This window comes from Paraburkholderia sp. GAS448, from assembly GCF_050435685.1.
Classification (GTDB): Bacteria; Pseudomonadota; Gammaproteobacteria; order Burkholderiales; family Burkholderiaceae; genus Paraburkholderia.
The window spans coordinates 161168-175032 of the sequence record NZ_JBNDKT010000001.1; the positions used below are offsets into that span (position 1 = coordinate 161168).

Consider the following 13865-nt stretch of genomic DNA (forward strand, 5'->3'; position numbering starts at 1 on the left):
AACTTGTTCGATTCACCAGTAACGAAGATCCAGCGTGAACGGAAACTCCAGGCTGCGTTGCGGCACTTCGACGGCGAGCGGCCCAGGTGTATGGCCGATCGTGAAGAAGCGCGAGCGCCGCCGGCTCTCGGCTTCGTACGCGTTCACCGGGAACGTCTGGTAGTTGCGTCCACCCGGATGAGCGACATGATACTGGCATCCGCCGATCGAACGGCCGGTCCATGTATCGACGAGGTCGAAAGTCAGCGGCGCGTCCACGCCTATCGTAGGATGCAGCGCCGACGGCTGCGACCATGCGCGGAACCGCACACCCGCAACGTGTTCGCTGGTCCGGCCGGTCGGCTGCATCGGCAGCGGCACCCCGTTGACCGTCACCACATGGCGGTTATCGTTCAGACCGAGCGCCCGCACCTCGACCCGCTCCACCGACGAATCCACGTAGCGCACCGTCCCACCGGGCGCGCCCTCTTCGCCCATCACGTGCCACGGCTCGAGCGCGCTGCGTATCGTCAGCGCGATGCCGTTCGTCGTGATCTCGCCGACCAGCGGAAAACGGAACTCGAAATGCGGCGCGAACCATGCAGCATCGAACGCGTAGCCTGCTTCGGCGAGATCGGCGAGCACGTCGTCGAAATCCATCTGCACGAAGCTGCCGAGCAGGAAACGGTCGTGCAGTTCCGGCCCCCAGCGGGTGAGACGCGTCGTGTATGTCGTTTCCCAGAAGCGCGCGACGAGCGCCCGCAGCAACAGTTGCTGCACGAGACTCATGCGCGCATGCGGCGGCATTTCGAAGCCGCGCAGTTCCAGCAGGCCAAGGCGGCCGGTCGGACCGTCGGGCGAATACAGCTTGTCGATGCAGAACTCGGCGCGGTGCGTGTTGCCGGTGACATCGATCAGGATATTGCGCAGCGTCCGGTCGACCAGCCACGACGGCAACTGCCCGCCATTGCGTCCGCCGAGCCGGTCGATCTGGCGTTGCAGTTCGAGGAAAGCCAGCTCCAGTTCATACACCTGATCGTTGCGCGCTTCGTCGACGCGCGGCGCCTGGCTCGTCGGTCCGATAAAAAGACCGGAGAACAGGTACGACAGCGACGGATGGTTGTGCCAGTAGGCGATCAGGCTCGCAAGCAGATCGGGCCGGCGCAGGAACGGGCTGTCGGCGGGCGTGGCGCCCCCCAGAACGAAGTGATTGCCGCCGCCTGTGCCGGTGTGGCGGCCGTCGAGCATGAACTTCTCGGTCGACAGATACGACTCGTGCGCCGACTGATAGAGATATTCGGTGTGATCGACCAGTTGCTCCCAGTTCGAAGCCGGGTGGATGTTCACTTCGATCACGCCCGGATCGGGCGTCACCTGCAGCATCTTCAGGCGTGGATCGCGCGGCGGCGGATAGCCTTCGATGATCACCTTCATCTGCAGCTCGGCCGCCGTCGCCTCGACTGCGGCGATCAGGTCGAGATAGTCGTCAAGCTCGGTCAGAGGCGGCATGAATACATGAAGCAGCGTGCGGCCGCTGCCGAAGTTTTTGATCTCCACCTTCGGGCCGGCCGCGCGCGCCGGGTCGCGGGCTTCGACGCACAGCGCCGTGCGTGTGATCCAGCTTGCCGATTCGCCGCGCTCGGGCATGCGTTCCGCCGCGCTCGCCCACGCGGCGCCCGGGTCGCCACGGCCGGCGCGATCGCCACCCATTCCGCCGCCCATTCCGCCGCCCGCTCCTGTCACCCCGCCCTCTTCACGAAACGCGGCTTTCGATGCCCCACCGCCCGCGTCGTACTGCATCCGCAACTGCGCCGCCGAGCGCAACGGCGCAGGCGGTGCAAACGGGTCGTGGGTGTGCTGCCACGGATAGTCGGTCTTCGACACCCACGGCAGCGATTCGAGCGGCAGCCGGTAGCCCATCGGCGAATCGCCGGGTATCAGGAACATGCGCTCGTCGCGAAAGAACCACGCGCCGCTCACCCACTTCGGCCCCTGCAACGGCGTGCGGTCCGAGCGCGACAGCGGCAACACATAACCCGTTACGCTCGCGAGGCCCGCGTCGAACACGCGACGCAAACGCGCGCGCTCCAGTTCGTCATCGAGCTTCGATTCGAAAGGATCGACGTTCACCGGCAGGCGGCGTTCGCGCCACAGGTAGTAGAACGTGTCCTCGTAGCCGGGCTGGATGGTTCTGGTATCGAGCGACAGCTTGCCAGCCAGATGCTGGATGAAGCGCTGCGCATCTTCGGCGGTATAGCGGCCGGGGTCGCGCTCGTCGGCGAAGAGCGACGGGTCGTGCCAGCACGGCTCGCCGTCCGCCCGCCAGTAAAGCGACATCGCCCAGCGCGGCAACTGCTCGCCCGGGTACCACTTGCCCTGCCCGATGTGCACAAAGCCGTTCGCGCCGTAGCGCGTGCGCAGCTTGTCCATCAGCGCGACCGCATAGCCGCGCTTGGTCGGCCCGAGCGCGTCGGTGTTCCATTCGGCGGCGTCACGGTCCCGCACGGCAACGAAGGTCGGCTCGCCGCCCATCGTCAGGCGCACGTCCATGTCGGCCAGATGCTGGTCGACCCGCTCACCCATCTCGACGACCTCGGACCAGACTTCTTCCGTGTAGGGCTTCGTCACGCGCGGCGTTTCAAGCACGCGCTGGATCGTCATCGTGTGCTCGAATTCGACCTCGGATTCGTCGACGGCGCCCGAAATCGGCGCCGCGCTGCCTGGCTCCGGCGTGCAGGCGACTGGAATATGGCCTTCGCCCGCCAGCAGGCCGGAGGTCGGATCGAAGCCGATCCAGCCCGCGCCCGGCAGGTAGACCTCGCACCATGCGTGCAGATCGGTGAAATCGACTTCCGTGCCGCTCGGGCCGTCGAGCGATTTGGTGTCGGGCGCGAGCTGCAGCAGGTAACCGGACACGAAACGCGCCGCCAGACCCAGCTGGCGCAGCGTCTCGACCAGCAGCCAGCCCGAATCGCGACAGGAACCCGAAGCGTTGACGAGCGTTTCCTCCGGGGTCTGCACGCCCGGTTCCATCCGGATCAGATAGCGGATCTCGTGCTGCAGTCGCTGGTTCAGGTCGACCAGGAAATCGGCGGTGATGCGCGGCGTGCGGTCGATGCTCGCGACAAACTCCGCGAAACGCGGCGTCAGCTCGGGCTTCACCAGGTACGGCGCGAGTTCGAGCGCGAGACCCGGCGCATACTCGAACGGGAATTTCTCGGCGGACGGCTCGAGGAAAAAATCGAACGGGTTGTAGACCGCCATCTCCGCGACAAGATCGACCGTTACCTTGAACTCGCGCGTTTTCTCAGGAAACACGAGCCGCGCCTGATAATTGGCGAATGCGTCCTGCTGCCAGTTGATGAAGTGCTCCGTCGGCTCGACACGCATCGAATACGACAGGATCGGCGTGCGGCAATGCGGTGCGGGCCGCAGGCGAACCACCTGGGGGGACAGCCCGACCGGACGGTCGTAGCGGTAATGTGTGACATGGGTCAACGCGACACGTATGGACACACCGGACTCCTGCGCAAAGGATGGCAGCCGCCAAAAAAGCAAGCTTCATGCCGTTTGTTTCGAGACCTCGCCGCCCCGCCAGTCAAGGCGGTCCGGCGAACCAGACCAGATTCGAGCGATGCGGCCGGCGCTTTTGCGTCCCACGCACCAATCCGGCGCAGCGCTCATGCCCCATCATGCACATAATGCGTGAGAAAGAAATGTCCGGCGACAACTACGGCATGGAGATTGCTGAAGTTCACCGGCACCCGGCGCGCAGGCCATGACATCCACCCTGTCGCCCGCGCGTGGTGCAGCCTCTTCACCTCCTCAGCGAAAACGATGAAAACTTTCCATTGCAACCGGTGCGCGCAGTTCGTTTTCTTCGAGAACGTGCGGTGCGAACGCTGCGACGCACTGCTCGGCTATGTGCCGGAACTCGCTGAAATCAGCGCCTTCGAAGACGCGGGCGATGGCCAGTGGCGCAGCCTGCATCCGCGCGCCGATGGCGCGTTGTACCGGCAGTGCCACAACTACGAAGTGGAGAAAGTCTGCAACTGGATGATCCCGGCAGAATCGCCCGACACGCTGTGCGCCGCCTGCCAGCTGACCCGCAGGATCCCCAACCTGAGCGCGCCCGAGAACCGGCTGTACTGGTATCGCCTCGAAACGGCCAAGCGGCGCCTGCTCTATACGCTCGCTGCGCTCGGACTCACGGTCGAATCGCGGCAGACCGATCCGGAGCATGGTCTGGAATTCGAGTTTCTGGAAGACGGCGGCGATGGCGAAAAGGTCATGATTGGCCATGACAACGGCCTCATCACCCTGAACATCGCCGAAGCCGACGACGCGTATCGCGAGCGCGTGCGCACGTCGATGGGCGAACCGTACCGGACGCTGCTCGGCCATTTCCGGCACGAAAGCGGTCATTACTTTTTCGACCGTCTGGTGGCCGACACCCGCTGGGTCGAGCTGTTTCGCCAGCAGTTCGGCGACGAACGGGCGGACTATGCCGAGTCGCTCGACGCCTACTACCGCGACGGGCCACCCGCCGACTGGGCCGAACGGTCGATCAGTGCGTACGCCACGATGCATCCCTGGGAAGACTGGGCGGAAACCTGGGCGCACTATCTGCTGATGATCGACGCGCTTGACACCGCCGCGTCGTACAACCTCGCGTTGCTGCCCGACAGTCCGGACGAACCGAGGCTGACCGACCTCACGCCTGTCGAGATAACGAGTTTCGATAACCTGATGAAGCGCTGGTTTCCGCTGACCAACGTGCTGAACAGCCTGAACCGCAGCGTCGGTGTGGCCGATGGTTACCCGTTCGCGCTGGCGACGCCCGTCATCGACAAGCTGCGCTTCGTGCACCGCGTCATTGCGGCATCGGCGGCGAAGGAAGCGGCGCCCAAAGAAAAGGCCGCTTCCATCTGACTGGAGCGGCCCTCACCGGCAGGAGCGGGCGCGGCTATTTCTTCTGTTGCAGAAGCGCCCTCAACTCTTCGACATTTTCCTCGACGCGTTTCTGGATGACCGCGTATGACTCGGCCTGCGACTGATAGGCGGCCTGCGCAAGCTGCTGCATGTTGGCGAGCGCCTTATGCAACGTCTGCTGAACAAGCTCGGCAGCCTGTGGGGACGCCACACCGCCTGAACTCGACATCTGGCTGGCAAGCGCCTGCAGTTCGCCCAGCGTCGTGCGCAACATCTCAGCCTGCTTCTGCGCGAGTGATTGCATGCCCTGGAAGGCGGTCTGGTTTGCCGCGACCAGCGCTTCGACGTCCTTGCGCCGCGCTTCCATGATGGCGGGCACGTCGAAGCCAGGCAGCTTGAACTGCTCGAGCATTTTGGTGAAATCGCCAAACGGATTGGCTGCGTCAGGTTTTTCCATGCTAGATCCTCCCGAGATTGCGAACACACAGCCGTGCGCGTTGAAACGCTGTCTGGTCCTTCTTTGCGCGTCGGCCAACCCTGGTGGCGCCACACTGCCCGCTCTGCTCATCCAGACACAGCGCTTGCTGAATCCCGGCGGCGCGTTCCTGGATCATGCGCTTTCTGTCCGCATTGCGCCAGCCACCGATATCGACGCTACGGGCGATCTGCCGACCGGGTTGAGCGACGCATCCGTGACGCAATGCACTATCCTCTCTACGAGAAAGCCGGTTGCCCCAACCGGTATAACCGATGCGCCGGATGCAAAACGCATCAGCGGCGCCGCACAGAGGGCCTCATCGATGGAAGCAGCGACGAATAGCGCAACCACCGCCCGGCGGACTATCGCCGACCTGCCGAGTCCGAAGGGCTTGCCGATTCTCGGCAACCTGCATCAGCTGGTGCCGGAAAAACTCCATTTGATCCTGGAAAAATGGGCCGAAGAACTGGGCACGCCCTATCGGTTCCAGTTTGCCGGCTCGCCGGTGATCGTCTGGACGGATACCGAACTCGTCCAGAGCATCATGCGCGAGCGGCCGCATCGCTATCGCCGCTATTCGACGCTGGAATCGGTGTTGGAAGAGATCGGCGCCAACGGTCTCTTTTCCGCCGAGGGCGCGGTCTGGGAACCGCAACGCCGGCTGGTGATGCAGGCGCTGTCGATTCCGCATATCAAGGCGTTCTACCCGGCGTTGAGCGTCATCACCGAGCGGCTGCACGCACGCTGGTCGCGCGCCGCCGCGCAAGGCAAGGTCATGGAAATGACGGAGGAGCTCAAGCGCTATACCGTCGACGTCACGAGCGCACTCGCATTCGGAGAAGATCCCCGTACGCTGGACAAGGACAGCGGCGTCATCCAGGAACAGCTTGCGACAATCCTGCCCATGGTGATGACGCGCATCAATACGCCTTTCCCTTACTGGCGCTACGTCAGGCTGCCGCGCGACCGCCGCTTCGATCGCGCGCTCACCGAAGTGCACCGGTACGTGCGTCAGATGATGGAACGCGCGCGGCAGCGCATGCGCGACGATCCGTCGGAGACGCCGCGCCATCTGCTCGAAGCCATGCTGGCCATGCGCGACGCGCCCGATTCCGGCATTACTGACGACCAGGTGGCCGCTAATGTGCTGACGCTGCTGCTGGCCGGCGAGGACACGACTGCCAATTCGATCGCGTGGACGCTGCTGTATCTCGCCACCGACCAGCCGCTGCAACAGCGCCTCGCCGAACAGGCGCGAAGTGCGCTGGGCGCGTCGCCGGTGTGCCCGGACTACGCCACGCTGAAAGAGCTGGATCTGTTCGAGGCGCTTTGCACTGAAACGGGCCGGCTACGTCCCGTGGCGGCCATCCAGTCGTTCGAACCGCTGGAAGATGTCTGTCTGCAGGATGTCATGCTGCCGGCCGGCACGAAGATGTTCTTCCTCAACCGTCCCGCGATGCTCGATGCCCGCAATTTCGTGGAGCCGCTCAGGTACGACCCGGACCGCTGGCTGCACCAGCGCGATCCGTCGCGCGGCGCGCACGAAACGCGCGCTTACCTGCAGTTCGGCGGCGGCCCGCGGGTCTGTCCTGGGCGGCATCTCGCCAGCGTGGAAATGCGCCTCGTGCTGTCGATGCTGATGGCGAACTTCACCGTCGAACTGGCGGTCGATCCGGGCACCATCAAGGAAGTTTCAGCCTTTACGATGGTGCCCAGTTCGATGCCGGTCAGGCTGGCGACAAGGCCCTAGCCTGCGGGCCGTGGCCGCTTCTGCCTGTTACTCGACTGCCGGGAAATCCAGCGTCGTGTCGTTCACGCGGTTGACCAGATTGGTGAACGTGATCGACGTCACGGCCAGAGCGATTTCGATCACCTGACGCTCGCTGTAACCCGCTTCGCGCACAGCGTCAACTTCGGCCGCCGGCACCGTGCCACGCGTATCGACGAGCGTGCGGACAAAGCGCACCAGCGCGTCGCGCTTCGCATCGCCGGTAGCGGAGCCGGCGCGGATCTGCTTCATCGCTTCCGGCGACAGGCCGGCGAACTTGCCCATCAGCGTATGTGCGGCGACACAGTAGTCACAACCGGCAACTTCGCTGACGGCTAGCTTGATGGCTTCGATGTCGGCTTTGGCCAGGCTGCCGTGCGACACGACACCGTCGAGGGAAAGCATGGCGCCGAGTGCTTCGGGGCTGTGCGTGCCGATCGTCGCGTACGCGTTCGGCACCTTGCCCGCGGCCTTCTTGATCGCGGCGAACAGTTCAGCGGTTTTGCCAGTAGCTTCGTTGGGGTTGATAGCGGTAAGACGGGACATGATCGACTCCTTGAGTGTCTGGGTTCATCAGCTAGCCATGTCGTATGGCGTGGAGGTCAGTGTAGGCAGATAGCGTCAGTTGTTTAATGCCCCACCGCCGCAACTTCATGCTCAAACGTCTCACGCGGATCGAGCCAGCTGATTTCACGCCACCGACGCCCGTCTCGCTGGCCGGTTCGATCCGCGCGGCCGCTTCGATGCCCCCCGCCCTTTGCACTCAGCAGAGAAGCGGTATCAAAGGGCCCCGCAATCTCCCCATCTCTCCTTCCGCACCATTTGCATGTCGCCAGGCCCTGGCGGGCGATTCTATGCGGTCCAGTTATGGACATTATTGAGATAATAAGCATGCCTATCTTTAACGATACCGTCATATCTCCCCCCCATAGTTGCGACCTCCGAAAGAATTCAACCGTGGGGAAAACATGTATCAACACACCTGGATGCGCGCGCTTTTCGCTATCGTTTTGACGGCCATCATTGGAGCCGTCATAGCGGCATGTCATTCGTCGTCAGATCCGCAAGGACTGCAGAAGATCAAACACGTCTTCGTCATTACGCTCGAAAACGAAAACTACGCGACCACCTTTGGCGCGAACACCGAGGCGCCGTATCTCGCCCGGACGCTCGCCTCACAAGGCGCAATGGTTCAGCAGTACTACGGCACGGGGCACGTGAGTCTCGACAACTACATTTCGATGATCAGCGGACAGTCGTCGACAATCGACACCGCCAACGATTGCACAACCTACCAGGATTTCAGCCTCACCGGCATGACTGCCGACGGCCAGGCAATTGGCACGGGCTGCGTGTATCCGGCGAGCGTGAAGACGCTGCCCGATCAGTTGACGGCGGCAGGCTACACCTGGAAGGGCTATGAAGGCGACATGGGCAACGACCCGGCTCGCGAAGCGGCCACCTGTGGTCATCCGACGCTCAATACGACCGATCTGACGCAGTCCGCCGAAGCGCCGAGCGCGGCAGTGCCGCTGGGCGACCAGTACGCGACGCGGCATAACCCATTCATGTACTTCCACTCGATCATCGACTCGCCGGATTGCGGGCAGCGCGTCGTGAACCTGAACAACCTGACGACCGATCTGCAGTCGATCTCGACCACCGCCAACTTCAACCTGATCACGCCGAACCTGTGTGACGACGGCCACGATGCGCCATGCGTGAACGGCCAGCCGGGCGGCCTCACGAGCGCCGACGCATTCCTGCAGAAGTGGGTGCCAATCATTACCGCATCGCCGGCATTCCAGCAGGACGGCCTGTTGATCATCAACTTCGACGAAAGCAGCTACGCGACGGTGACCACGTCAGCCAGCGGAGAAGACCTCACATTCGCCGGCACGACCTGCTGCAGCCAGCAACCTGGTCCGAACCTGGGCGTGTTCCCGCAGACTTCGTCGCTCACCTACAAGGGGCATACGATCAACCTGACCAGGCAGAGCTATGGCGGCGACCAGACGGGCGCAGTGATGATCTCGAAGTTCATCAAGCCCGGCACGGTGTCGACGGTGCCGTACAACCACTATTCGCTGCTCAGGAGCATTGAAGACATCTTCGGGCTCGACTACCTCGGCTATGCCGCTCAGGCCGGCCTCGTGAGCTTCGGTCCGGACATCTTCACCAATCTCTAAGCCGATGGCCGTTCTGCCTACAAAGGCCAGGCCGCGCGGTAGTCTCTCGCGGCAAACGAGCCGTTCGTTGTAAGTGTTGACAGAACTTCCTCTCGTGCCGCGGGCGACCCGGCAAGTCCCGTTTCGATTGTTCGGATATCCCGCCGTATCTATTCGCCTTCAGCGGCTTGATCCGGCCTCGCTAGTTGCCTAGATTGGCAACTGTCACTGCGTCGCCGCACTTCCACCGCGGTGAATCCTTCACCCCGACACAAATTACATCGACAGGAAAAATCATGAGCAAACTGACAGGAAAGGTAGCGGTTGTCACGGGCGCATCGAAGGGTATCGGAGCCGCAATCGCCGGATCGCTAGCCGCGGAAGGCGCATCGGTGGTCGTCAACTATGCGTCCAGCAAGACCGGCGCGGAAGCAGTCGTGAGCGCCATTACCGCAGCCGGCGGCAAGGCTGTCTCCGTGGCGGGCGACGTGTCCAAGGCTGCCGACGCCCAGGGCATCATCGATGCGGCCATCGAAACCTATGGCCGCCTCGACATTCTCGTGAACAACTCGGGGGTGTACGAATTCTCGCCCATCGAGACCATCACCGAAGAGCACTTCCACAAGCACTTCAACGTCAACGTGCTCGGCCTCCTGCTCGTCACGCAGGCAGCCGTGAAGCATCTCGGCGAAGGCGCCAGCATCGTCAATATCGGCTCGGTGGTCACCCGCATCACGCCTCCGGGGAGCGCGGTGTACACGGGTACGAAGGGTGCGGTCGACGCCATCACCGGCGTGCTCGCCCGCGAACTCGGTCCGAAGAAGATTCGGGTCAACACGGTGAACCCCGGCATGATCGAGACCGAAGGCACGCGCAGCGGCGGCTTTATGGGCTCGGACCTGGAGACGTGGGCCATCAGTCAGACGCCGCTTGGACGCATCGGCAAGCCGGACGATATCGCCTCCATCGTCACCTTCCTCGCGTCGGATGATGCCGGTTGGCTCACCGGCGAGCAGCTCCTGGCGGGCGGCGGTACGCGCTGATTCGCGCGGATCAGACCGCGTGCCCCCTCAAGGCGCAACGTCTTTGACGTGCGCCTTGAGTGGGGCACGACCACAAGGTCAGGCCGTCATCCATCGGACTCGGCGCGGCCTGGCTCGTAGAACATCGCAAACAGCTCCGATTGCGAGCCGACGCCGAGCTTGGCGTAGATGTGCTTCTTGTGGGCACGCACGGTCTCGAATGAAATCGCCAGCTTCTCCGCAATCGCACGCGACGAAAACCCGCTCAACGACAACATCGCCACTTCGATCTCGCGGGCCGTCAGCGCACTGCGTCCGCTTTTTCCCGTCAGCATGCCGAGGCGCGCGGGCAGATCCGGTTGATCGCCTTCGATATTGGGCGATACATCCGTCGCAGCCGCGAAATTTTCGAATCGCAGCCGCTGCTGCATAAGCGACAGCACCCACGGCGAAAACAAGGTCAGCAACGCAATCTCGCGCTCGTCATATCGACGCGTGTTGCCGAGCGAAAAACCCATCGTGTGATCCGTATCGATCACGACGTTGAAGTGCACTTCGTCGCCGACGATGTTCTTCCTGAAGTAGCGCTGGTAGTACTCCGTCATCCGGAAGTTGTCGGGCGCAACATCGGCGAGCGTATAAAAGCCCGACACGTGCTGCTCGAAAGCGGCGAGATAGAACGGGTCGAGCTGATAGAGCGCCGCGAGATAGTCCTGAAACATCAGGTCGATCTTGCCGTCCGGCATGGCCTGCTCGGCACACACGAGCGGCGGCCCATTGCGCGCGAAACGCAACGCGACCCAGCTGTCAAAGCCGATATGCCGTTCGAGCACGCGCGTGAGACGCGCCCAGAAATGCGGGCCATCGAGTGCATCGATGGCCGAGCCAATCTCCCGATGAAACGCGAGATCGCGCCATTCGAACTCCATGGCCTACTCCGGTGGGGTAACCCTCGTGGGTAATTTCTGGACAAAAATAATACCCCGATAATGCCCCTGACGATAAAGCGCTCGCCAAGGCCCGCGCTGAAAGGCATCTGGAAGGAGGCAAGACAAATGCAGGTAGAACTCGCGCAACTCTCGCTGATCGACAGCGATGTAGCACACAACACGCGCAAGGTCATGGAGACGATCGGCCGCGCCGACGTAGCCGGCGGCACCAAACTGGTCGTATTTCCCGAAACGACGCTGTCGGGTTTCCCGACGCGCGAGAACATCGCCGACGTGGCGCAACCCATCGACGGCCCGGCGCTGAACCTCGTGCGCGATACGGCGCGCCGCACTGGCGTGGCAGTGGTCGTGGGCCTCGCCGAACGCGAAGGCTCGAGGTTCTACAACACGACCGTACTCATCGACGAGCGCGGCGAAATCGCGCTGCGCTATCGCAAGACGCATCTGTGGGCATCGGACGTGGGCGTGTTTACACCAGGAAACCGCTTTGAGACCTGCGTATGGAACGGCGTCACGGTCGGTCTTTTGATCTGCTACGACATCGAGTTTCCGGAGACCGCGCGCGCCGTCGCTGCGCTCGACGCCGATCTGCTGATCGTCACCAACGGCAACATGGATCCCTTCGGCCCGGTCCATCGGCGCGCCATCACGGCCCGCGCGATGGAGAACCAGATGTTCGCGTTGATGGTGAACCGCTGCGGTTCCGGCGACGACGACCTGACCTTCCCTGGCGAATCCGCCCTCGTCGATCCGTTCGGCGAGATCGTCGCCGCAGCCGGCGCAGAGGAGGCGCGCATCACGGCCAAAATCGACCTGACACGGCTCGAAGCCAGCCGCGAGCACTACCGCTATCTTCACGACGCGCGTATCCCGCTGGGACTCGCAAGCGTCGCCAACCCGGATGGATCCCGCGCGCTGGTGATCGAAGAGCGGCGCCGCCGCATCGACTGAAGCTTTCCGCAGTTCCTTTGTCCATGTAGCGTTCGGGGCGCCCGCCTCGAGCGTGACCGTTCACGCCCGTCGTAATAGAGGAGAAAGTCATGCAAGAGTCGTCCACAGAAGGGCAGTCACACCTGAAACGCACACTCGGCCTGCCATCGGTCTTGTTGTTCGGGCTCGCCTACATGGCGCCATTGATCGTGTATGGAACCTACGGTGTGCTCGCCAAGGCAAGCGACGACACCGCCGCGCTCGCCTATCTGATCGCGCTGGTTGCGATCGCTTTCACCGCATTGAGCTACGGCAAGCTCGCACGTCTGTTCCCGGTCGCGGGTTCTGCCTACAGCTACACGCGCAAGACGTTCAATGCGCATCTCGGCTTCATGATCGGTTGGGCGACGTTGCTCGATTACTTCTTCCTGCCCATGGTCATCTGGCTCATCGGTGCGGCGTATCTGAACGCAGCCTTCCCGCATGTGCCGACGTGGATCTGGATCGTGGCGTTCATCGTCCTGACCAGCGCGTTGAACATCGTCGGCATCGAACTGGCCGCGCGCTTCAATATCGTGTTGATGGTCGTGCAGCTCGCGATCGTGGCGCTCTTCGTCGCGCTGTGCTGGCACTATGCAGCGGCGGCAGCGGGCCCAGGCGGAATCGCCATGGCCGAGCCGTTCTTCAAGCCGCACGTGCCGCTCGCCTCAACGATGGCGGGTGCCGCGATCGCCGCGTATTCGTACCTCGGCTTCGATGCGGTGTCGACGCTCACCGAAGAAACGATCGATCCGAAGAAGAACATGCCCCGCGCGATCCTGTTGATTGCGCTGATTGGCGGCGCAATCTTCGTGCTGGCCGCGTGGACGATGCAGCTGGCGCATCCGGGCGTCGAATTCAAGGATACCGATTCAGCCGCCTTCGAAGTGGCGAAAATGATCGGCGGCGATATCTTCGTGACGGTGTTTCTCGCGGGGCTGATCCTCGCGCAGTTCGCTTCGGGTATTTCCGCACAGGCGAGCGTCGGCCGGCTGCTCTATGCAATGGGACGCGACGAGATTCTGCCGAAGCGCATCTTCGGTTCGATCCATCCGAGGTTCAAGACACCGGCGTTCAACATCGCGATTGCAGGCATTGTCGGCCTGATCGCGCTGAAGCTCGATGTCGCGACGTCGACCTCGTTCATCAACTTCGGCGCGTTCCTCGCGTTCACGGCCGTCAACCTGTGCGTGATTCGCCTGTATCTGTCGGGCAATCACGGCGACCGGAAGATGGGGGTGATTGGCGGACTGGTTTTTCCGTTGATCGGGGCAGTGTCGGATATCTGGCTACTCGCGAGTCTCGAGAAGACGGCGCTCGTGCTCGGCGCGATCTGGTTTGTGCTCGGCCTCGTCTATCTGGGCTGGATTACGCGTCTGTTCCGCCGGGCGCCGCCGGAAGTCGCAATCTGACCCACTTTGCGGACGGGCCCCATCCCAAGGCTTCGCGGTATCTGACCGGCGTTGCATTCTTAAGCGGGTATGGGGCATTCAAAAAAGCGACCCGCCGTCGCGACCGGCCATCGTCGGGCTAACGCGGAAGAACCCGGCTTCTTCATGCACTGCACGCGATTGCATCGGCGTTTGCTTCGCCGCAGCA

10 protein-coding genes are annotated in these 13865 nt (G+C 62.9%); 6 read left to right on the forward strand and 4 right to left on the reverse strand.

The features are described 5' to 3' along the window. Window positions 1-12 precede the first annotated feature (12 nt). Window positions 13-3495, reverse strand: coding sequence for a DUF2126 domain-containing protein (locus P3T23_RS00740; protein ID WP_429314282.1), 3483 nt, complete (start codon window positions 3493-3495; stop codon window positions 13-15). A 321-nt stretch (window positions 3496-3816) separates the two neighbouring features. Between P3T23_RS00740 and P3T23_RS00745 the strand changes: the two genes are divergently transcribed. Then, window positions 3817-4911: a zinc-binding metallopeptidase family protein gene (locus P3T23_RS00745; RefSeq protein WP_429314283.1), complete on the forward strand. Its 1095-nt coding sequence runs from the start codon at window positions 3817-3819 to the stop codon at window positions 4909-4911. 34 nt (window positions 4912-4945) lie between these two features. On the opposite strand, the gene P3T23_RS00750 is transcribed toward P3T23_RS00745, so the two are convergent. After that, window positions 4946-5368 (reverse strand): phasin family protein, encoded by a 423-nt coding sequence (locus P3T23_RS00750; protein ID WP_133665406.1) that lies wholly within the window; start codon window positions 5366-5368, stop codon window positions 4946-4948. Here P3T23_RS00750 and P3T23_RS00755 point away from each other — a divergent pair. After that, window positions 5367-7139 (forward strand): cytochrome P450, encoded by a 1773-nt coding sequence (locus P3T23_RS00755; protein ID WP_429314284.1) that lies wholly within the window; start codon window positions 5367-5369, stop codon window positions 7137-7139. The genes P3T23_RS00750 and P3T23_RS00755 overlap by 2 nt on opposite strands. Before the next feature lie 27 nt (window positions 7140-7166). On the opposite strand, the gene P3T23_RS00760 is transcribed toward P3T23_RS00755, so the two are convergent. Continuing rightward, complete coding sequence (locus P3T23_RS00760) at window positions 7167-7703, reverse strand: carboxymuconolactone decarboxylase family protein (protein WP_429314285.1); 537 nt, start codon at window positions 7701-7703, stop codon at window positions 7167-7169. Window positions 7704-8125: 422 nt separating this feature from the next. On the opposite strand from P3T23_RS00760, the gene P3T23_RS00765 reads away from it, so the two are divergent. Together P3T23_RS00765 and P3T23_RS00770 are read left to right on the forward strand one after the other, a co-directional pair. Then, window positions 8126-9346, forward strand: coding sequence for an alkaline phosphatase family protein (locus P3T23_RS00765; protein ID WP_429314286.1), 1221 nt, complete (start codon window positions 8126-8128; stop codon window positions 9344-9346). Window positions 9347-9621: 275 nt separating this feature from the next. Then, the gene (locus tag P3T23_RS00770; protein ID WP_429314287.1) at window positions 9622-10368 is read left to right on the forward strand and encodes a glucose 1-dehydrogenase; all 747 of its coding nucleotides are present in this window, start codon (window positions 9622-9624) and stop codon (window positions 10366-10368) included. 86 nt (window positions 10369-10454) lie between these two features. On the opposite strand, the gene P3T23_RS00775 is transcribed toward P3T23_RS00770, so the two are convergent. Beyond that, entirely contained in the window at window positions 10455-11276 is an 822-nt protein-coding gene (locus tag P3T23_RS00775) for a response regulator transcription factor (protein WP_429314288.1), read from the reverse strand. 126 nt (window positions 11277-11402) lie between these two features. Here P3T23_RS00775 and P3T23_RS00780 point away from each other — a divergent pair, with 126 nt between their 5' ends. Next, the gene (locus tag P3T23_RS00780; protein ID WP_429314289.1) at window positions 11403-12248 is read left to right on the forward strand and encodes a carbon-nitrogen hydrolase family protein; all 846 of its coding nucleotides are present in this window, start codon (window positions 11403-11405) and stop codon (window positions 12246-12248) included. A gap of 89 nt (window positions 12249-12337) precedes the next feature. Beyond that, window positions 12338-13678: an APC family permease gene (locus tag P3T23_RS00785; protein ID WP_429314290.1), complete on the forward strand. Its 1341-nt coding sequence runs from the start codon at window positions 12338-12340 to the stop codon at window positions 13676-13678. Window positions 13679-13865 lie beyond the last annotated feature (187 nt).

What these genes read in the sequence shown, in the direction of transcription:
- P3T23_RS00770 (WP_429314287.1), top strand. Translation starts at nt 9,622, where the DNA reads ATGAGCAAACTGACAGGAAAGGTAGCGGTTGTCACGGGCGCATCGAAG.
- P3T23_RS00775 (WP_429314288.1), bottom strand. Translation starts at nt 11,276, where the DNA reads ATGGAGTTCGAATGGCGCGATCTCGCGTTTCATCGGGAGATTGGCTCG.
- P3T23_RS00760 (WP_429314285.1), bottom strand. Translation starts at nt 7,703, where the DNA reads ATGTCCCGTCTTACCGCTATCAACCCCAACGAAGCTACTGGCAAAACC.
- P3T23_RS00765 (WP_429314286.1), top strand. Translation starts at nt 8,126, where the DNA reads ATGTATCAACACACCTGGATGCGCGCGCTTTTCGCTATCGTTTTGACG.
- P3T23_RS00785 (WP_429314290.1), top strand. Translation starts at nt 12,338, where the DNA reads ATGCAAGAGTCGTCCACAGAAGGGCAGTCACACCTGAAACGCACACTC.
- P3T23_RS00780 (WP_429314289.1), top strand. Translation starts at nt 11,403, where the DNA reads ATGCAGGTAGAACTCGCGCAACTCTCGCTGATCGACAGCGATGTAGCA.
- P3T23_RS00745 (WP_429314283.1), top strand. Translation starts at nt 3,817, where the DNA reads ATGAAAACTTTCCATTGCAACCGGTGCGCGCAGTTCGTTTTCTTCGAG.
- P3T23_RS00750 (WP_133665406.1), bottom strand. Translation starts at nt 5,368, where the DNA reads ATGGAAAAACCTGACGCAGCCAATCCGTTTGGCGATTTCACCAAAATG.
- P3T23_RS00755 (WP_429314284.1), top strand. Translation starts at nt 5,367, where the DNA reads ATGCTAGATCCTCCCGAGATTGCGAACACACAGCCGTGCGCGTTGAAA.